Consider the following 18,050-nt stretch of genomic DNA (forward strand, 5'->3'; position numbering starts at 1 on the left):
ATGGGGTAGCCAGTGGTACTGAAAACCTTCGGCTGGTCGTTCGCGATCACCGTGCTCGGCCTGATCGCGGCCGTCTTCTACGACGGATGGACCGCGTTCGGGGTGGTCGCCATCCTGGCTGTCCTGGAGATCTCGCTCTCCTTCGACAACGCGGTGGTCAACGCCGGAATCCTGAAGAAGATGAACGCCTTCTGGCAGAAGATCTTCCTCACGGTCGGCGTGCTCATCGCCGTCTTCGGCATGCGCCTGGTCTTCCCCGTCGTGATCGTCGCCATCACGGCCAAGATGGGCCCGATCGAGGCCGTCAACCTGGCCTTCAACCAGCCCGACCGCTACCAGCAGCTGGTCACGGACGCGCATCCCGCCATCGCCGCCTTCGGTGGCATGTTCCTGCTGATGATCTTCCTCGACTTCATCTTCGAGGAGCGGGACGTGGTCTGGCTGCGCTGGATCGAGCGGCCCCTCGCCAAGCTCGGCAAGGTCGACATGCTCTCGGTCGCCATCGCGATGATCGTCCTGCTGGTCGCCTCCATGACATTCGCCCTCCACGCCCACCAGCACGGCGGCGTGCACGTCGACAAGCAGTCCACGGTGCTCATCGCGGGCGTCGCGGGCCTGATCACGTACCTCTTCGTCGGTGGTCTGTCCGGCTTCTTCGAGAACCGTCTCGAGGAAGAGGAGGAGCGCGAGCACGAGGAGGAGGAAGAGGCGGCGCGCACCGGCAAGAAGAAGCCGGCCGTCGTGCTCGCGGGCCAGGCCGCCTTCTTCATGTTCCTCTATCTGGAGGTCCTGGACGCCTCGTTCTCCTTCGACGGCGTGATCGGCGCCTTCGCCATCAGCAACGACATCGTCCTGATGGCGCTCGGCCTGGGCATCGGCGCCATGTACGTCCGGTCCCTCACCGTCTACCTGGTCCGCCAGGGCACCCTCGACGACTACGTGTACCTGGAGCACGGCGCGCACTACGCCATCGGCGCGCTCGCCGTGATTCTCCTGGTCACCATCCAGCACGAGATCAACGAGGTCATCACCGGTCTGGTCGGCGTCGTCCTGATCGCCTGGTCGTTCTGGTCGTCGGTCCGCCGCAACAAGGCGGAGGCGGCCGAAGCGGGAAAAGCGGGGGACTCGGACAAGGCTGAGCTGACGGTCTGACCGGACTCGGCCCGTTTGGGCGGGCCCCGGGGTTTGCCCCGGGGGCCGATGCTGGAACCCTCTGAACGGGGCGGTCGTACGAGGACGAGTCCTCACCGGCCGCCCCGTTCGACTTGTTCGGTGTGTTCGGCTTGTTCGGCAGCGTGCGTGGGCAACGTACGCGCGAGTTGGGGCATTTGGGGGCGTCATGTCGTTGTGGGGGCGGTTGTGGAGCGGGCGCGCGCAGTTCGAGTTCGACTCGGGCAGCGCGGCGACCAACGCGATCGAGCTGACCAAACGGCACTCGACCGTCTCACTCGCCAAGCAGGGCGCGGCCAGTGGCAACCTGCGCATCAATCTGTCCTGGCGGATGAGGACCTCGGACATCGGCGGTCCCGAGCGCAAGAGTCTGCTGCGGCACCCGCTGAGCATGTTCACGCCGGACGTCGTGCAGGCGCACACCCAGTCCATGGTCAACGTCGACCTCGACCTCGGCTGCCTGTACGAGCTGGCCGACGGCGAGAAGGGCGTGGTCCAGCCGCTGGGCAACTTCTTCGGGGAGCTCAACGCCCCGCCGTACATCAAGCTCAGCGGCGACGACCGGTTCGGCTCCGGTTCGGGCGAGACCATCTACGTCAATCTCGACCACCGCGACTCGATCAAGCGGCTGCTCGTGTTCGTCTACATCTACGACCAGACCCCGGCCTTCGACCGTACGCACGCGGTCGTCACGCTCTACCCGAGCAACGGGCCACGCATCGAGATCGGCCTCGACGAGCGCGCCCCGCAGGCCCGTTCCTGCGCCGTCGTCTCCCTGGAGAACGTCAAGGGCGACCTCATGGTGCGGCGCGAGGTCAAGTTCGTCTACGGGTTCCAGGCGGAGCTCGACCGGCTGTACGGGTGGGGCCTGCAGTGGGGGCGGGGCTACAAGTCGAAGGCGTAGCGGGCCCCTGGACGCCCCGTCCGGCGCGGCCCCCGCTCACCCCCTGATGAACTGCGGTCCCTGCGGCGGCAGCCGGAACTCCGGGTCGGCGCCCGTCACCGCCGCCGCGACGGGCTGCGGATAGCCGTAGGCGGGCTGGGCCGACGGGGCGGGCTGTGTCGCGGGCGGAGGCGGGTAGCCGTACCCCGGCGGCTGCTCGGGCGGCAGCGGGAACGGAGCGGCCGTGGGCGCCGGGGCGGCGGCCGGGGCCTGAGTTCTGGCCGGGGCCTGCGCCGCCGCCGGTGCCTGCGTACCGGCCTGCGGAGCGGGGCCGGCCGGTTCCCGCACCGGCTCCTCGTCGGGCGCGGAGTCGTCCACCGAGATGCCGAAGTCCGTGGCGAGCCCCACCAGGCCGTTCGAGTAGCCCTCGCCGACCGCGCGCAGCCGCCAGCCGTCGCCGCGCCGGTACAGCTCGCCGCAGATCAGCGCGGTCTCGGCGCCGGTCTCCGGCCTGATGTCGAAGCGCGCGACCGGTTCGCCGCCCTCGGACGCGGCGTCGTACACCTCCAGGGCGAGCGCCGGTACGTTCTCGAACGCGATGTCGTCCGCCGAGGCCACCAGGAGGATCCGGCCGACCTCGGCCTCGACGCCCGCGAGGTCCGCGCCCACCGTGTCCGTCAGCCCCTCGGTCACCCGCTTCTTGCCGAGCCGCCAGACCGTCCCCGAGGGGTGGCGCGGCTGGTTGTAGAAGACGAAGTCCTCGTCGCAGCGGACCCGGCCGCCCGCCCCGAGCAGCAGCGCGGAGGCGTCCACGTCCGGCACACCCTGGCCCGGGGACCAGCGCAGCACGGCACGGACCGCCGTGGCGTCGAGCGGGATGTTCGCCCCCTTGAGCATCGCGTGCGTCATGTCGTCATCCTGCCCTCCCGCGAGCGGCCCGGACAACGCGGGGGTGCGCAGTACGCTGCCGAGCGACACCGTCGGGTTACCAGAATTTCACGGCAACCGGGAACCTTTGACGCAGCCTTGTACGTACTATTACCAGCCACTTCAGTAGTTCGGTTCGGTCGTCGGCGGCACCACGGGGGAGTCCTATGCGTCATTTCGGGCACGTCGCCCCTGAGGTGCGCGCACGTCTCTTCCACACGGAGCCGGGCCGCTTCGGCGTGGACTCCTCGCCCCGCACACTCGCCGTGGCACTCGGCGCCACGCTCTACAGCCCGGCCACCCGCCCGCGCCTGGCGGACGACGTGCTGCGCCAGGCGGCGCATGGCGTCGTGTCCATGGTGCTCTGCCTGGAGGACTCGATCGACGACGCCGAGGTGGCGGGCGCCGAGGAGAACCTGGTGCGTCAGTTCGCCGACCTGGCGCGGCGGGTGGCGGCGGGCGCCGAGCCACCCCTGCTGTTCATCCGGGTCAGGACGCCCGAGCAGATCCTCGCCCTCGTCCGCCGCCTGGGCCCCGCCGTGGCACTGCTGTCCGGTTTCGTGCTGCCGAAGTTCACGGAGGAGCGGGGCGTGCCCTTCCTGGAGGCGCTGCTGGCCGCCGAGGCGGAGCGGGACGCCGTGGCGCCCGCGGGGCGGCGGCTGCTCGTCATGCCGGTCCTGGAGTCGCCCGAACTGCTCCACCTGGAGACGCGCGCGGAGACGCTCGCCGGGATCTACCGCACCGTCGACAAGTACCGCGACCGCGTCCTCGCGCTGCGCCTGGGCGTCACCGACTTCTGCTCGGCGTACGGGCTGCGTAGACCGCCCGAGCTGACGGCGTACGACGTACAGATCGTCGCCTCCGTCATCGCCGACGTCGTCAACTGCCTGGGCCGGGCGGACGGCACGGGATTCACGGTGACCGGGCCGGTGTGGGAGTACTTCCGCCACCAGGAGCGGATGTTCAAGCCGCAACTGCGCCGCAGCCCCTTCCTGGAGGTGCGCGCCGACGCGTTGCGCCAGACCCTCATCGAGCACGACCTGGACGGCCTCCTGCGCGAGGTCGAGCTGGACCGGGCCAACGGCCTGCTCGGCAAGACCTGCATCCACCCCTCGCACGTCCTGCCGGTGCACGCCCTGTCCGTCGTCAGCCACGAGGAGTACTGCGACGCCCGGGACATCCTGCGGCCCGAGCGCGGCGGCGGGGGCGTCCTCAGATCCGCGTACACGAACAAGATGAACGAGGTGAAGCCGCACCGCGCATGGGCCGAGCGCACCCTGCGGCGCGCGGAGGTGTTCGGCGTGGCCCGCGAGGACGTCGGTTTCGTGGAACTGCTGGCGGCGGGGCTGCCCGCATGACCGGCGCCCGGCCCCCGGCGGCAACGGAAGCAAGGAGCGAGGAATTGGTGTGGTCCGGTACGTGGGTCGCGCAGCGGCTCGGCGTCGAGCTGGCCGGTGACCCGGAGCTGCGCGGGCTGCTCGGCCTCGCGCTGCGCCGCAACCCCAGGCGCGCCCACCTGCTGGTGTCGAACGTGCTGGGAAAGCACGTTCCGCAGCGCCCGTCGGTGGTGTGGCGCGCGGGGCACGAACTGGGCGTACGCGTCCGGGAGTTGCTCGGCGACGACGCGGCGGCCCGAGCGGTGGTGCTCGGCTACGCGGAGACCGCGACGGGGCTCGGCCACTCGGTCGCCGACGGCATCGGCAGCGCGCCCTACCTGCACTCCACGCGCCGCCCCGTCGACGGCGTGGCCCGCGCGGGCGGCTTCGAGGAGTCCCACTCGCACGCCACCTCGCACCTGCTGCTGCCCGAGGACCCGACGCTGCTCGCGGGCGACGGCCCGCTCGTCCTGGTCGACGACGAGTTCTCGACGGGCAACACCGTGGTCAACACGGTCCGCGCGCTGCACCGCCTGCACGCCCGCGACCACTACGTGATCGTCGCGCTCGTCGACATGCGTTCCCCTGACGACCAGGGCCGTCTCGACGCGTTCGCCCGTGAGATCGGCGCCCGCGTCGACCTGGTCGTCGCCGCACGCGGCACGGTGCGTCTGCCCGAAGGAGTCCTGGAAAAGGGCCAGGCGCTGGTCGCCGCGCACGAGAGCGTGCCCGATCCCGCGGTGGGGCGGGGCGAGACCGTGCGGGTCGACCTCGGGTGGCCCGCCGGGGTGCCCGACGGCGGGCGGCACGGCTTCACACCGCGGCACCGGGCCCGCCTGGAGGCGGCGCTGCCCGGCATGGCGGCGCGGCTCGCGCCCCACGTGGCAGGCCGCGTCCTGGTCCTGGGCACCGAGGAACTGATGTACGCGCCGCTGCGGCTCGCCACCGCGCTCGAGGAGTCCGGCGTCGACACCGCCTACTCCACGACCACCCGCTCCCCGGTCCTCGCCGTCGACGACCCCGGCTACGCCATCCGTACCCGTCTCGTCTTCCCGGCGCACGACGCCCCGGCCGACGGCCCCGGCGAGCGGTACGCGTACAACGTGGCGGGCGGCGGCTTCGACACGGTCGTCGTCGTCCTCGACTCCGTCGCCGACACGGCCGAACTGACCGCCCCCGGCGGGCTGCTGGACCGCCTGTCCGGGCACGTGGCCAGGGTCGTCGTCGCGGTGATCCCCTCGTACGTCCCCGGTGCGCGCTCCACGACCCGGCGGTCCGGGCCGGCGCCGGGGGCGCTGCCCGAGCCGCTGCGCGGCCCCGGCTTCTCCTCGTACGCGCCCGACGAGGTCGGCTGGCTGCTGCAGGACCTCTCGGACGTGGCGCTGGAGGCCCCGACCGAGGAGCGCGAGGAGGCCGTCCAGAACGGCGGCGCGCACTACGCCGAGTCGCTGCCGGTGGAGTACCAGCCCAGCGACCAGTACCAGGAGCTGTTCCACGCGGCGCTCGACGCGTCGGCCGACCGGATCGCGCACGCGGTGGGGGTGGTCACCGAGACCGTGCTCGCCGAGCGCTCGCCGCGCCCGGTCCTCGTCTCGCTCGCACGGGCCGGGACGCCGGTCGGCGTACTGATGCGCCGCTGGGCCCGGACCAGGCACGGCATCGACCTGCCGCACTACGCGGTCTCGATCGTGCGCGGCCGGGGCATCGACGCGAACGCGCTGCGCTGGCTCGCCGCCCACCACGACCCGGCGGACGTCGTATTCGTCGACGGCTGGACGGGCAAGGGGGCGATCACGCGTGAACTCGCCGCAGCCGTGAGGCAGTTCGAGGAGGGGGGCGGCGTGACGGGGTTCGACCCGGAGATCGCCGTGCTCGCCGACCCCGGCTCGTGCGTGCGCACGTACGGGACGCGCGAGGACTTCCTCATCCCCTCCGCCTGCCTCAACTCGACGGTTTCCGGACTCATATCGCGCACCGTGCTCCGGGCCGACCTGGTCGGTCCCGACGACTTCCACGGCGCCAAGTTCTACCGCGAGCTGGCCGGTTCGGACCTGTCCGGCCGGTTCCTGGACGTGGTCTCGGAGCGGTTCGCCGAGGTCGGTGACGCGGTGGACCGGTCGGTCAAGGAGCTGCTCGGCACCGACCGCGCGCCGACCTGGGAAGGGTGGGCCGCCGTCGAGCGGATCAGCGAGGAGTACGGCATCCACGACGTGAACCTCGTCAAGCCGGGCGTCGGCGAGACCACACGCGTGCTGCTGCGGCGCGTGCCGTGGAAGATCCTGGCACGCGCCGACGCCGGCGCGGACCTCGACCACGTGCGGCTCCTCGCCGAGCAGCGCGGGGTCCCCGTCGAGGAGGTGGACGGACTGCCGTACACCTGTGTGGGCCTGATCCATCCGCGCTTCACGCGGGGCGCCACCGGCGCGGACGGCAAGGCGGTGGCGGCGAAGTGACCGTGGTGGTCGCGAGCGACCTGGACCGTACGCTCATCTACTCCGCCGGGGCGCTGGGCCTGACCGTGCCGGACGCCGAGGCGCCCCGGCTGCTGTGCGTCGAGGTGTACCAGGGCAAGCCGCTGTCGTACGTGACCGAGGACGCCGCCGAGCTGCTGGTGGAGCTGGGCCGGCGCGCGGTGTTCGTGCCGACGACGACACGCACCCGCGAGCAGTACGGGCGAGTGCGACTGCCGGGCCCCGCTCCGGCGTACGCGATCTGCGCCAACGGCGGGCATCTGCTGGTCGACGGGGTCTCGGACCCGGACTGGCGGGCCGCTGTCGGGGCGCGGCTGGCGGCCGAGTGCGCGCCGCCGGCCGAGGTGCGGGAGCACATGGTCCGGGCCGCCGACGAGCGGTGGCTGCTCAAGGAACGGGTCGCGGAGGACCTGTTCGCCTATCTGGTGGTGGAGCGGGAGCTGCTGCCGGACGAATGGGTCAAGGAACTCGCCGCGTGGGCCGAGGAGTTGGGCTGGGGCGTCTCGTTGCAGGGGCGCAAGGTGTACGCGGTGCCGAAGCCGTTGACCAAGGGCGCCGCGGTGCGCGAGGTGGCGCGGCGGACCGGGGCCGGGACGGTGCTCGGCGCCGGGGACTCGCTCCTCGACGTCGACCTGCTGCGCGCGGCCGACCGCGGCTGGCGGCCCGGCCACGGGGAGCTGGCGGACGTGGGGTGGTCGGGCCCCGGCGTCACCGTCCTGACCGAGCGGGGAGTGCTGGCGGGGGAGGCGGTGCTGCGGGGCTTCCTGGCGGCCATCTAGTGCGGCGGCGGCGCGGTGGGCCCGCGCCGTGCGCCCGTGCCGTCACTTCTCTGGGTGGCGAGCCTGCCAGTACGGGTTGTCGAAGGGGAGATGGCCGCTCACCCGGCCGTACATGCCGAAGACCATCAGCACCACCCCGTAGACGAAGCTGAACAGGACGTTCTGGATGTGGAACGCCAGGAAGTTGTGGGTCGTGTTCAGCAGGGCCAGGTTCACCATGCCGCTCAGGATGAACAGGACACCCAGGACCATGTTGAGCGTCGACGCGAAGTTTCCGCCGATCAGCATGCCGACGAAGAGCAGCACCCCCACACAGATGGACAGCACGCTCAGCGCGCCGTTGGTGTTCAGGCCCGCGACCGTGTCACCACCCGTGTCGAAGAAGCCGATCTTGTCGATGAGGCCCAGGATGCCGAACGCGAGGAGTACGAGTCCCATCAGACCCGCACCGGTGCGGTAGACCTTGCTCAGCTTGTGATCGACGGGCAGATGCTCGTCGAGCCTGACGCGCCTGCGGGGGCGGTCGGACCCTCGGGGGCTCGGGTGGAGTGCGTGCGTGGACATGGTGAGCTTCGCCTCCTTGTCCGTACGCGAGGCGGTGTTCTTCCCTACTGCAACTATCAGGTACCCGCGCCCCCGACGCCAAACGGCGCTCGGTCCTCAGGCCCCGCCGCGCTCCTCGCGGATACGGGCGACGACCTGGGCCGCCGTCTCCCGTACGGCCTCCGTCTCGGTCAGGAAGTGCCAGTAGTCGGGGTGGCGTCCCTGGAGGCCCGCGACGGCCCGGTCGAGGCGGCCCACGGAGTCGTCCAGCGGACGGGCGTGGCGGGGCTCGGGCGTGGTGCGGCCCGCCATGGCCAGACGCTGAGCGTCACGGATGGCGAACCGGGTGCGGTCGATCTCCTGCTGCGGGTCCTTGGCCACGGCGTCGAGCCGCCGCAGCCGGTCGGAGGCGGCGGACACCGACTCGTCGGTGGTGTTGAGCAGCGCCCGGACCGTGGAGAGCAGCGACGTCGCGTCCGGCCAGCGCTGGGCGTCGCGCGCCGCGCGGGCCTCGGTGAGCTTGGCCTCCGCCTGCCGCGCGTTCTGTTCGGCCTGCTCCGGAACGTGCTGCAGGTCCTGCCAGCAGGCGGCCGCGAACCGGCGCCGCAGCTCGCTCAGGACCGGCTCGACCTGCCCCGCGCGCGTCCGCAGCGCCTGGGTGCGGGTGCGCAGCGAGACGAGCCTGCGGTCGATCTCGGCGGCCCGCTCCGGAAGCCGCTCGGCCTCGGCCCGTACCGCCTCGGCGTCCCGCGCGACCCGCTCGGCCCGCTCCAGCGTCTCTTGCACGCCGTGCTGCCCCGCGCCCTGGTTGAGCCGGGTCAGCTCGGGGCCGAGGGCGGCGAGGCGGCCGGCGAGGTCGTCGGCCTTCAGCCCGGCCTGACGTACGGCGTCGAGGGCGTTCGTCGCCGCGAGAAGTGCCTGGCGGGCGCGCTCCACCGCCGGGGCGAGGCGCGCCAGTTGGGTCTCCGCCTTGCCGAGCAGCGGGCCGAGGTTCTGCGCGAACCGGTCCAGGTCCTGCTTGGTCCTGGTCAACTCGTCCCTGGCCTGCGTCAGTTCGGCACGCGCGCGCGACGCGGCGCTCGCGTCCAGATCGTCGCGGTCGAGGTCGTGCGCGTCGACCGCGGTGATGTAACGCCCGCTGACCTCGTCGATACGGCGGCCCAACTGCTCGAAGTCCGCGACGGTGCGGCGGGCCGCCGGTGAGTCGTCGACCGCGGTGATGGTCTCGATGGAGATACGCAGGTCGCGCTGGGCCGTGTCGAGCTCGTAGAACGCGGCGGCCGCGTCGTCCTTGGCTGCCTGCGCCTGGGCGCGCTGCGACTCGGCGCGGCCACCGCCGAACCAGCGGCGCGTGCCGTTGCCTCCGGCGGAGAACGAGGAGCTGAGCGTCGCGGCGAGCAGCGGAAGCGGGAGGAGGACGAGAGTCAGGACGTCACGGACCGGGCCCCGGTGCGCCGGCGTGCTCGCGCTCGTGACGGCGGGCCCCCGCGGCCGACGCGGGCCGTGCGCGGTGAGTCGCGCCAGGCGGCGGAGCCGCTGCTCGGCACGGCCGCACGCCCCAGCGGGGCGCTTCCCCTTCGCCGTCACCAAAGTCTCTCCCGCGCTGCCGTGTCGTCTTCGCCGTCGTCGGACCTGACCGCTCCTGCCCGGCGTCCATTCTTCCACCGGTCGAAGACGAACACACGGGCCGGTCAGTTCGCTGTTCGAAGCGTGATCTTTCCGTCGTCGGCGCGAAGCCGCTGCGGCCGCCCCGCCCGTCGCGGGTTTGCGGTGCACGGGGAGCGGCAGGGTAGGCTGTCGGCTCGTCCTGGTCGAACACCGGGGCGTACGGGTGCGTAGCTCAGGGGTAGAGCGCCTGCCTTACAAGCAGGATGTCGGCGGTTCGAAACCGTCCGCGCCCACCGTTTCTGACCAGCAGTGAGCCCCTCGCCGAGATCGGCGGGGGGCTTTTGCCGTCCGTCACCCCGACGTCTGAGGTCCTTCCGCGCCCGCGCCCGCGTCCGCGCCCGTGCCCGTGCCCGTGTCGTGCATGTGCTTGAGGCGGGCACGGGCTCGCACCGCGTCCGGGCCGGGGAGGTCGGACCAGTAGCGGTGGCACGTCACGAAGACGGCCAGCTCCAGCTCGCGGCGGCGGAGTTTTTCGACCTCGGCCTGTTCGTCGTCGCTCCAGCCGGGGGACGCGGGCCGTTCGAGGGCGCGCCAGCCCTGGGTGTCGCTGACGGCGTCGCGCGGGTCGACCGACCACGGGAGGCGCTTGAGCAGGGCAAGCAGTTCGGCCCGCACCTGGTGCAGTTCCTCCTGGCCGGCGAGGAGGTCGCTCGGGAACTCGAAATCTTCGGTCGCTGCCACCCGGCAATGGTACGTCTGTTCGATTTTGAGGTGCGAGCAACTTCGGGGAGTTCATCCGAATGTGTGTACGGGAACGGGTGTGCGCACGCGACACTGGACGTATGTGCCGCAGCATCAAGACGCTCCGCCCGCCCGCGCTCCCGGAGAAGGCCACCGAGGACGAGATCCGGGCCGCCGCCCTGCAGTACGTGCGGAAGGTGTCCGGGTTCCGGGCGCCCGCCGCGCACAACCGCGAGGTGTTCGAGCGGGCCGTCGAGGACATCGCCCGCGCCACCGCCGACCTGCTCGACGGGATCGAGGTGCGCGGCTCCGGGCGCGCCGCTCACGCCTCCTGAGCGCGGGCCTCCGCGGCCGGGCGCCGTATCACGTACGCCGCCACGACCCCCGCGCCGACGAGGGCGAGGAGGGAGACGACCGTGGAGAGCCAGGTCGCGCCGAGCCACTGGGCGCCGACGTAGCCGAGCGCCACGCTGTACGCGGCCCAGGCCACGCCCGCCAGCGCCGACCAGGGCAGGAACTCGCGGATCCTGCGGTGCGCCGTGCCGGCCGTGAAGGAGACGATCGAGCGGCCCGCCGGGGCGAACCGCGCGATGATCACGAGCAGGCCGCCGCCGGACCGGGCGAGCGCCCCGCCGAGACGTTCCTGCGCGGTGGTGAGGCGGCGCGAGCGGGCGATGGCGCGGTCGAGGCGGGCGCCGCCGCGCCAGGCCACACGGTAGGCGACCAGGTCGCCGAGGACCGAGGCGGTCGCGGCGCTCAGCGCGAGCGCGACCAGATCGGAGGCGCTGTGCGGGACCGTACCGGTCGCGGCGCCGGAACCGGCCGCCGTGGCCGTGGCCGCGGTGACCACCAGGACGCCGCTGGGCAGGACCGGGACGAAGACGTCGGCGAGGACCGAGAGCGCCACGATGGCACAGATCCATGGACTGTCGGCCAGTGCGGCCACACTCAGCGACACCACGCGTCAACTCCCCGTACGACTGGCCGATCCCTCCGACCGGTCTCCCCGGCCGGTCCCTCCGACCGTTCCCTTCAGGTCCCTACGGGCACGAGCGGCTTCAGACAGCTGTACAGCGTACGCCTCGGCTGTGGCTCAAGTGACGCAAGGGGCGTTGATGTTCCTTATCTCACGTTCACCCGTCCGCCATGCGTGACGCACCGTCGGGCGGCGCGCATCCCGCGTATCGGCCCGCGGTGGTGACGTACTGGACCGCGTAAGGGACGGATCTCGCCGTCGGAACGGGACCGGGCCGGGACCGGGCCGTGGCTGAGAACGGGACTGGGAACGGGACCGGGACGGGACTGGGAATGGGAGTGGGAATGGGAGCGGAAACGGGACGCGTGCGGATGGTTCGAGGGGCTGTCGGCGGTGTGCTCGCCGGCGCCGTGCTCGTCGTGGCGGGCGGTGGAGCGGTGGCCGACGCCGGAACGGACGTCTACGGGGTGCGGACCGCGGCGCGCTTCTCGCCGCCCACCGCCTTCATCGCGTCGTCCGCGCTCACGTACGACCAGCAACTGGTACCGGCGGCGGCCGCGATCGAGGTCTCCCAGCGCGGCGGCACGGGCCGCGGCATGACGGTGAGCCTGAGCGTCGACGGCCTCGCGCCCGGACACGCCTTCGGCGCTCACGTCCACCAGAAGCCCTGTGGGGCCGATCCGCGGGCCGCCGGCGGGCACTTCCAGCACGTCGTCGACCCGGAGCAGGAGAACGCCGCGAACGAGGTGTGGCTCGACTTCACCACCGACGGCTCCGGGCGCGGTGCGGCGAGCGTGCACAAGGCGTGGGGGCTGCGCCCCGGCGAGGCGGGGTCGGTGGTGATCCACGACGCGCCCGGCACGGAGGGGAAGCGGATCGCGTGCTTCACCGTGCCGTTCGTGGCGCAGCCCTGACCTGACGAGCGGTGGCGGCGCTGTCAGGCCGCCGCGGCCGCGCGGTCGCGGTCCTGTGATGCCGGTGCGTCGGCGTCCTGCGCGCCGCGCCGCCCGGCGAAGAGCCGGTCGAGGCCGAACGCGCCGGAGCCGGTGAAGACCAGCAGCAGCATGGTCCAGCAGAACATCGCCGCGGCCTCGCCGCCGTTCTGTATCGGCCACAGGCCGCCCGGCTGGTGGACCTTGAAGTACGCGTAGGCCATCGAGCCGGAGGCGATCAGGGCGGCGGCGCGCGTGCCGAGGCCGAGCAGCACCAGGCCCCCGCCGACGAGCTCGATGACGGCCGCGTACCAGCCGGGCCAGGTGCCGGTGGCGACGGTGCCGCCGCCCACGGCGCCGCCGAGGACGCCGAACAGGGACGCGGCGCCGTGGCAGGCGAAGAGCAGGCCGACGACGACGCGGAACAGGCCGAGGGCGTACGGCTGGGCGTTGTTGAGGCGACCGGTCATGTGGGGACTCCTTCGGTCGGTGGGGTTCGGTCGATGGGGACGTTGTTCCGTTCGACCGGAACGGTTCGGGATTTCGAGCGAGGAACGGCTCGCTGAACTCACCGATGGGGCGGGCGCCGTCGCTGCCGCCGCGCCACCGATGCGGATCCTAGGTTAGGCAGACCTAATCAATGCTTGCAAGTTCAACTTTCAGCCTTTTGTGGGCCTCCGGCGCCGGGTGCGTGGCGGAACGCGGGGCCGCGCGGGTCACCGCGTCGGCGTCCGAGAGCGTCACCGAGTCGACACCGGGTCGTGCCCCCGCGGCCGTCACCCAGTGCACTCCCTTCGTGGGCACCCCGACCGCGAACCACCTTGCGTGTGAACGTCCTTGACGGTTGATCAGGTGACAGGGGCGCGGCCTCGCGTCCAGCCCCCCCGTCTCGTGGCCGTCGACCGTGTGCGGACGCCGCCGCCCGGTGGCGAGGAGGTGCGCGAGCGGTTTGTCCGCGGCGCGCCGCGGATCGGGCTCCGGCAGCCGGACGCGCGGTCCGGCCGCGCGGTCCGGCTCACGCCTCCCCCCGGACTGGTCCGGGCTCAGCCGATCCCGGTGACCTCCAGTGCGGTGGTCCAGTTCGTGCGGATGGCCGAGCGGGCGGCAAAGAGCGTGATACGGCCGTCGCACACGGCGTTCTTGAGCCTCGTCTCGACGCCGTCCTTGGTGTACGCGGTGGGCGAGCCGTAGCGCGGCTCGGGCCACAGGTTGCCCGGGTCCCGCGGGGAGCCGCCGAGTTCGAGCGGGACCAGGTGGTCCTCCTCGTAGTCGGAGGTGTCCGTGTCGGAGTAGCCGTAGTCGGCTATGCCCTGCACCTTGAGCGGGTTCGTGTACGACGTCGGCGGGCGCACGGTGGAGGTCCAGCCGGAGACGCATATCGTGCTGTCGATCGTGGACTGGGTGACGTCCGGGTTGTAGACGCCCGGCGTGCAGGAAGGATCCTGCAACGGCAGGTAGGACCGGGAGCAGGTGCTGGCCTGTGCCGTGCCGGCGCCGACGCCGACGACGAGGCCGCTGACCGCGAGGGCGAGGGCGAGGGCGGCCGCGGTGGCGGTCGAGGTGCGGGAGATGGGGCGCATGTGGGGGCCTCCGTCGGTGAGGGGTGCGTGTGCGTGTGCGTGTGCGTGTGCGTGTGCGTGTGCGTGTGCGTGTGCTTGTGGGCGTGGGCGTGGGCGTTCGCCTGCGCGCGCCCGGCGGTGCGCGTGTGTGCATTTACGTGGGCATGACACACCCTTGCCCGGGCGTGTTCGACGCGCGTAGAACGTGAGGGGTGCGAATGCCTGTGGTGCGTGAGGTGCGTGAGGTGCGCCTGCGTGATGCGCGTGCTACTCCCCCTGTTCGCCGGGGAGTTGCCCGGTCGGCCGCCGACCATCCTGGCCCTGCGGGGTTACCGGGAGGTGTGCCTCACGTGACAGGGTCGCGTCAAAGAGGTGTGCGGGCAAGGGGGCGGGTGGCGATCGGTGGCATCTGTTTTGTATCGTTGAGAAACAAAGTGGCTCCCGTCCGCTCACCCTGACCGGCGGGCGGGGCCGCCTTGTTCTCGCGACGTTCCTGTTCTCCGACACCTCCGCTCCCTGGAGTCCGCCCCATGACGGCCACGCCCACCGTTCTCTTCGCGCGCGCCCTGCTCCTCGACATGGACGGGACGCTCGTCAACTCCGATGCCGTGGTGGAGCGGTGCTGGCGCCGCTGGGCCGCCACGCACCACCTCGACGGCGACGAGGTCATGAAGGTCGTCCACGGCCGCCAGGGGTACGCGTCGATGGCGGTGCTGCTGCCCGAGCGCCCCATGGAGGAGAACCACGCGGACAACGCGCGCATGCTCGCGGAGGAGACCTCCGACATGGACGGGGTCGTGCCGGTGCCCGGGGCCGCCGAGTTCCTCGACGCGCTCGTCTCCGGAGGGCTGCCGCACGCGTTGGTCACCTCGGCGGACGTGGGGCTGTCCACCGGGCGGATGGCGGCCGCCGGGCTGCCGTATCCGCTGGTGCGGGTGACCGCGGAGAGCGTGAGCGCGAGCAAGCCCGATCCCGAGGGATTCCTCAAGGGCGCGGCCGAACTGGGCGTCGACCCGGCGGACTGTGTCGTGTTCGAGGACTCGGAGGCGGGGATCGCGGCGGGGCGCGCGGCGGGTATGCGGGTGGTCGGGGTCGGGCCTCGCGCCGGGGCCCATGAGCCCACCGTGCACGTGGCGGATCTCAGCGCGGTGTCCGTCGCCGCGGACGGCGACCGGGGAATCCGGCTGACCTTTGCGTGACCGGTCGTCCGGTCCTCCCGCTCGTCTCCGCCCCCGTCTCCGCCCCGGTCCCCGTCCCCGTCCCACCCTGGGGCTCCCGGCCCCGTAGGGGCTCAACAGGCCAAAGCGGGGCGGCCCCGGCAGGATGGGAAGTGGTGCCCCCTCGGCAGCGTCGGCCGTGCGGGCGCGTGGAGGTGGCCATGAGCAACCGGGTCGTGGGAGCGGGGGAAGGGGCCGAGGGCGGCAGGGACGTCAGGGGCGGCACGGCCGGCGGGGCCGACAGGGCCGGCGGGGTCATGGTCTCCATCGGGGCGCTGCTGCTGGGCATGCTGCTCGCCGCGCTCGACCAGACCATCGTCTCCACCGCGCTGCCTACCATCGTCAGCGACCTCGGCGGCCTCGAACACCTCTCCTGGGTCGTCACCGCGTACATGCTCGCCGCCACGGCTGCCACCCCGCTCTGGGGCAAACTCGGTGACCAGTACGGGCGCAAGAAGCTCTTCCAGCTCGCCATCGTCATCTTCCTGGTCGGCTCGGCGCTGTGCGGTGTCGCGCAGAACATGGGGCAGCTGATCGGTTTCCGCGCGGTGCAGGGCCTGGGTGGCGGCGGCCTGATGGTGCTGTCCATGGCGATCGTCGGCGATCTGGTGCCGCCGCGCGAACGCGGCAAGTACCAGGGGCTGTTCGGTGCCGTGTTCGGCGCGACCAGCGTGCTCGGGCCGTTGCTCGGCGGCCTGTTCACCCAGCATCTGAGCTGGCGCTGGGTCTTCTACGTCAATCTGCCGATCGGCGTCGTCGCGCTCGCCGTCATCGCCGCCGCGCTGCACATCCCGGTGCGCTCGGCCAAGCACCGCATCGACTATCTCGGCACGTTCCTCGTCGCGTCCGTCGCCACCTGCCTGGTGCTCGTCGCCTCGCTCGGCGGGACGACGTGGGCGTGGGGGTCGCCGCAGATCGTGCTGCTCGCGGTCCTCGGCGTCGTGCTCGGTGTGGTCTTCGTCCTCGTGGAGTCGCGGGCTGCCGAACCGGTGCTCCCGATGCGGCTCTTCCGGGTGCGGACGTTCACGCTCACCGCCGTCATCAGCTTCGTCGTCGGCTTCGCGATGTTCGGCGCGATGACGTACCTGCCCACGTTCCTCCAGGTCGCGCACGGCGTCACGCCGACCATGTCGGGCGTCTACATGCTGCCGATGGTGGCCGGTCTCCTGCTGTCGAGCACCGGCTCCGGGCAGGTCGTCAGCCGCACCGGACGCTGGAAGGTCTTCCCCGTCGTCGGCACCGCCGTCACGGCGATCGGCCTGCTGCTCCTGCACAACCTGGACGAGACCAGCTCGACCGGCGAGATGAGCGCCTACTTCTTCGTCTTCGGCGCCGGGCTCGGCCTCGTCATGCAGGTGCTCGTCCTCATCGTGCAGAACGCCGTCCCGTACGAGGATCTCGGCGTGGCCACGTCCGGAGCGACGTTCTTCCGCTCCATCGGCGCGTCCTTCGGCGTCGCGATCTTCGGCACGATCTTCGCCGACCGGCTGGCCACCAAGCTGACCGACGCGCTCGCCGGGCAGCCGCTGCCGCCCGGTGTGAGCCCCGGCTCGCTCGGCTCCGACCCGCGCGGCATCTCCCGGCTGCCGTCGACGCTGCGCGGCCCGGTCGTGCACGCGTACGCCTCCGCCATCACGGACGTGTTCCTGTACGCGGTGCCGGTCGCGCTGGTCGCGTTCCTCCTCTCGCTGGTGCTGCGCGAGGACCCGTTGCGCGGATCGGTCACCGCTCCCGACGCCACGGAGACCCTGGCCAGCAACCCGGTCCAGCGGTCGTCGTACGACGAGGCCGCGCGCGCCCTGTCGGCGCTCGGCACACGCGAGGGGCGCCGGCACGTCTACGAGAAGATCACCGAGCAGGCGGGCTACGACCTGCTGCCCGCGGCGAGTTGGCTGATCCTGCGCACCTACCGGCAGGGCTGGGCCGAACCCGCCAAGCTCGCCGAGTACACGGCCGTGCCGCTGCCCGTGATCCTGGCGGCGGCACGGCAGGTGGAGGAGCGGCACCTGGCCGTCCGCGAGGGCCTCGAACTGACCCTCACCGACGAGGGGCGCGAGGTCGCCGAACGGCTGAGCGCGGCCCGCGAGGCGTCCCTCGCGCAGCTCCTCGGCGACTGGTGGGGCCCCGACCGCCCCCGCGACCTGATCCGCCTCGTGCACGAGCTCAACCTTGAACTGTGCGGCTCGGACGCGGAACGCCCCCACGACGGCTCGGCGGCCGCCCGGGCCCCGCTCACCCGGTAGCGGTTGACGCGGCGGTCGGAGCGGCCAGGTCCTTCGCGAACCAGTGCTCGGCGTACATCTCGTCGTTGTGCGGCGCCGTCTCCCGGTAGCCGAGCCGCGCGTACAGCGCCCGCGCCTCCACCAGGTCGCTACGCGTGTCGAGCCGGATCACGGTCGCCCCCAGGTCCCGCGCGGCGGCCTCGGCGGCGCTCACGAGGAGTGCGGCGCCGCCGGTGCCGCGCAGGTCCTCGCGGACGAAGACGCGCGTGAGTTCGGCCGTTGCGGTGTCGGCCATCCGCACCCCGGCCGTCCCCGCGGGTTCGCCCGCGTACCGGCCGACGAGCAACTGCCCGCGCGGCGGGGCGAGTTCCTCGTGGGCACCCGCCGCGACCTCACGCTCCAGCTCCTCCGGATCCGTGCTGCGCCCCTCGTGCCGCAGGTACCAGCGGTCGCTGACCTCCGTGTAGTACGCGCGCCACAGCGCGGCCGCGACGGCCGAGTCGTACGGTTCCGGGGTGACGGTCCAGAGCGTGTGCGAGGGCATGCGGAGATTGTGCCCCCGACGGGATCGTCCTCCGCAACCGGACGGGCCGGCCGGGCCCGGCCGCGTGCGCGTGGGTCAGACGGCGTGGCCGGGCGCGCCCGA

17 protein-coding genes, 1 tRNA gene and 1 pseudogene are annotated in these 18,050 nt (G+C 72.3%); 10 read left to right on the plus strand and 9 right to left on the minus strand.

Annotation, left to right across the window (positions count from 1 at the left end):
• Nucleotides 1-12: 12 nt before the first annotated feature.
• Complete coding sequence (locus tag OFY01_RS09630; protein WP_266598289.1) at nucleotides 13-1,152, plus strand: DUF475 domain-containing protein; 1,140 nt, start codon at nucleotides 13-15, stop codon at nucleotides 1,150-1,152.
• Nucleotides 1,153-1,339: 187 nt separating this feature from the next.
• The gene (locus OFY01_RS09635) at nucleotides 1,340-2,074 is read left to right on the plus strand and encodes a TerD family protein (RefSeq protein ID WP_266598291.1); all 735 of its coding nucleotides are present in this window, start codon (nucleotides 1,340-1,342) and stop codon (nucleotides 2,072-2,074) included.
• Between the two features lie 36 nt (nucleotides 2,075-2,110).
• On the opposite strand, the gene OFY01_RS09640 is transcribed toward OFY01_RS09635, so the two are convergent.
• A complete protein-coding gene (locus tag OFY01_RS09640) occupies nucleotides 2,111-2,962 on the minus strand; it encodes a TerD family protein (protein ID WP_266598293.1) in 852 nt (283 codons plus the stop codon).
• 185 nt (nucleotides 2,963-3,147) lie between these two features.
• Here OFY01_RS09640 and OFY01_RS09645 point away from each other — a divergent pair, with 185 nt between their 5' ends.
• From OFY01_RS09645 to OFY01_RS09655, 3 genes are read left to right on the plus strand one after another with little or no spacing between them, the layout of a single operon-like run.
• On the plus strand, nucleotides 3,148-4,338 hold the full coding sequence (locus OFY01_RS09645) for an HpcH/HpaI aldolase/citrate lyase family protein (protein WP_266598295.1): 1,191 nt from the start codon (nucleotides 3,148-3,150) through the stop codon (nucleotides 4,336-4,338).
• Entirely contained in the window at nucleotides 4,335-6,809 is a 2,475-nt protein-coding gene (locus OFY01_RS09650; RefSeq protein ID WP_266598297.1) for a phosphoribosyltransferase, read from the plus strand. The genes OFY01_RS09645 and OFY01_RS09650 overlap by 4 nt, the downstream gene beginning before the upstream one ends.
• Nucleotides 6,806-7,606, plus strand: coding sequence for an HAD family hydrolase (locus tag OFY01_RS09655; protein WP_266598299.1), 801 nt, complete (start codon nucleotides 6,806-6,808; stop codon nucleotides 7,604-7,606). Before OFY01_RS09650 ends, OFY01_RS09655 begins: the two co-directional genes overlap by 4 nt.
• Nucleotides 7,607-7,648: 42 nt before the next feature.
• Here OFY01_RS09655 and OFY01_RS09660 read toward each other — a convergent pair whose 3' ends face one another.
• Together OFY01_RS09660 and OFY01_RS09665 are read right to left on the minus strand one after the other, a co-directional pair.
• Nucleotides 7,649-8,170 (minus strand): DUF4383 domain-containing protein, encoded by a 522-nt coding sequence (locus tag OFY01_RS09660; RefSeq protein ID WP_266598301.1) that lies wholly within the window; start codon nucleotides 8,168-8,170, stop codon nucleotides 7,649-7,651.
• A gap of 96 nt (nucleotides 8,171-8,266) precedes the next feature.
• Nucleotides 8,267-9,673: a coiled-coil domain-containing protein gene (locus tag OFY01_RS09665; protein ID WP_266598318.1), complete on the minus strand. Its 1,407-nt coding sequence runs from the start codon at nucleotides 9,671-9,673 to the stop codon at nucleotides 8,267-8,269.
• A gap of 305 nt (nucleotides 9,674-9,978) precedes the next feature.
• On the opposite strand from OFY01_RS09665, the gene OFY01_RS09670 reads away from it, so the two are divergent.
• Nucleotides 9,979-10,050 (plus strand) — tRNA-Val (locus OFY01_RS09670).
• A 58-nt stretch (nucleotides 10,051-10,108) separates the two neighbouring features.
• Here the strand turns inward: OFY01_RS09670 and OFY01_RS09675 are convergent.
• Nucleotides 10,109-10,498: a hypothetical protein gene (locus OFY01_RS09675; protein ID WP_266598302.1), complete on the minus strand. Its 390-nt coding sequence runs from the start codon at nucleotides 10,496-10,498 to the stop codon at nucleotides 10,109-10,111.
• Nucleotides 10,499-10,599: 101 nt separating this feature from the next.
• On the opposite strand from OFY01_RS09675, the gene OFY01_RS09680 reads away from it, so the two are divergent.
• Complete coding sequence (locus OFY01_RS09680) at nucleotides 10,600-10,833, plus strand: DUF2277 domain-containing protein (RefSeq protein ID WP_266598304.1); 234 nt, start codon at nucleotides 10,600-10,602, stop codon at nucleotides 10,831-10,833.
• On the opposite strand, the gene OFY01_RS09685 is transcribed toward OFY01_RS09680, so the two are convergent.
• Complete coding sequence (locus OFY01_RS09685; RefSeq protein WP_266598319.1) at nucleotides 10,821-11,456, minus strand: DedA family protein; 636 nt, start codon at nucleotides 11,454-11,456, stop codon at nucleotides 10,821-10,823. The genes OFY01_RS09680 and OFY01_RS09685 overlap by 13 nt on opposite strands.
• Before the next feature lie 389 nt (nucleotides 11,457-11,845).
• Here OFY01_RS09685 and OFY01_RS09690 point away from each other — a divergent pair, with 389 nt between their 5' ends.
• A complete protein-coding gene (locus OFY01_RS09690) occupies nucleotides 11,846-12,388 on the plus strand; it encodes a superoxide dismutase family protein (protein WP_266598306.1) in 543 nt (180 codons plus the stop codon).
• A 23-nt stretch (nucleotides 12,389-12,411) separates the two neighbouring features.
• Here OFY01_RS09690 and OFY01_RS09695 read toward each other — a convergent pair whose 3' ends face one another.
• From OFY01_RS09695 to OFY01_RS09705, 3 genes and pseudogenes are all read right to left on the minus strand, one after another.
• On the minus strand, nucleotides 12,412-12,876 hold the full coding sequence (locus OFY01_RS09695) for a DoxX family protein (RefSeq protein WP_266598308.1): 465 nt from the start codon (nucleotides 12,874-12,876) through the stop codon (nucleotides 12,412-12,414).
• 163 nt (nucleotides 12,877-13,039) lie between these two features.
• Nucleotides 13,040-13,393: pseudogene (locus tag OFY01_RS09700) on the minus strand (FAD/NAD(P)-binding protein); the annotation flags it as partial.
• A gap of 56 nt (nucleotides 13,394-13,449) precedes the next feature.
• The gene (locus OFY01_RS09705; RefSeq protein WP_266598310.1) at nucleotides 13,450-13,986 is read right to left on the minus strand and encodes a hypothetical protein; all 537 of its coding nucleotides are present in this window, start codon (nucleotides 13,984-13,986) and stop codon (nucleotides 13,450-13,452) included.
• A 509-nt stretch (nucleotides 13,987-14,495) separates the two neighbouring features.
• Between OFY01_RS09705 and OFY01_RS09710 the strand changes: the two genes are divergently transcribed.
• Complete coding sequence (locus tag OFY01_RS09710) at nucleotides 14,496-15,164, plus strand: HAD-IA family hydrolase (protein ID WP_266598312.1); 669 nt, start codon at nucleotides 14,496-14,498, stop codon at nucleotides 15,162-15,164.
• Between the two features lie 275 nt (nucleotides 15,165-15,439).
• Entirely contained in the window at nucleotides 15,440-17,425 is a 1,986-nt protein-coding gene (locus tag OFY01_RS09715; protein ID WP_266598321.1) for an MFS transporter, read from the plus strand.
• On the opposite strand, the gene OFY01_RS09720 is transcribed toward OFY01_RS09715, so the two are convergent.
• Nucleotides 17,415-17,948, minus strand: a complete 534-nt coding sequence (locus OFY01_RS09720; protein ID WP_266598314.1) for a GNAT family N-acetyltransferase — start codon at nucleotides 17,946-17,948, stop codon at nucleotides 17,415-17,417. The genes OFY01_RS09715 and OFY01_RS09720 overlap by 11 nt on opposite strands.
• Between the last annotated feature and the right edge of the window lie 102 nt (nucleotides 17,949-18,050).

Origin of the sequence: Streptomyces beihaiensis (assembly GCF_026274175.1) — a bacterium.
Lineage (GTDB): Bacteria > Actinomycetota > Actinomycetes > Streptomycetales > Streptomycetaceae > Streptomyces > Streptomyces beihaiensis.

Excerpts from the sequence above, each read along its gene's own strand:
- OFY01_RS09635 (WP_266598291.1), top strand. The coding sequence starts at position 1,340 with ATGTCGTTGTGGGGGCGGTTGTGGAGCGGGCGCGCGCAGTTCGAGTTC.
- OFY01_RS09640 (WP_266598293.1), bottom strand. The coding sequence starts at position 2,962 with ATGACGCACGCGATGCTCAAGGGGGCGAACATCCCGCTCGACGCCACG.
- OFY01_RS09645 (WP_266598295.1), top strand. The coding sequence starts at position 3,148 with ATGCGTCATTTCGGGCACGTCGCCCCTGAGGTGCGCGCACGTCTCTTC.
- OFY01_RS09650 (WP_266598297.1), top strand. The coding sequence starts at position 4,335 with ATGACCGGCGCCCGGCCCCCGGCGGCAACGGAAGCAAGGAGCGAGGAA.
- OFY01_RS09660 (WP_266598301.1), bottom strand. The coding sequence starts at position 8,170 with ATGTCCACGCACGCACTCCACCCGAGCCCCCGAGGGTCCGACCGCCCC.
- OFY01_RS09680 (WP_266598304.1), top strand. The coding sequence starts at position 10,600 with ATGTGCCGCAGCATCAAGACGCTCCGCCCGCCCGCGCTCCCGGAGAAG.
- OFY01_RS09690 (WP_266598306.1), top strand. The coding sequence starts at position 11,846 with ATGGTTCGAGGGGCTGTCGGCGGTGTGCTCGCCGGCGCCGTGCTCGTC.
- OFY01_RS09695 (WP_266598308.1), bottom strand. The coding sequence starts at position 12,876 with ATGACCGGTCGCCTCAACAACGCCCAGCCGTACGCCCTCGGCCTGTTC.
- OFY01_RS09705 (WP_266598310.1), bottom strand. The coding sequence starts at position 13,986 with ATGCGCCCCATCTCCCGCACCTCGACCGCCACCGCGGCCGCCCTCGCC.
- OFY01_RS09710 (WP_266598312.1), top strand. The coding sequence starts at position 14,496 with ATGACGGCCACGCCCACCGTTCTCTTCGCGCGCGCCCTGCTCCTCGAC.
- OFY01_RS09715 (WP_266598321.1), top strand. The coding sequence starts at position 15,440 with ATGGTCTCCATCGGGGCGCTGCTGCTGGGCATGCTGCTCGCCGCGCTC.
- OFY01_RS09720 (WP_266598314.1), bottom strand. The coding sequence starts at position 17,948 with ATGCCCTCGCACACGCTCTGGACCGTCACCCCGGAACCGTACGACTCG.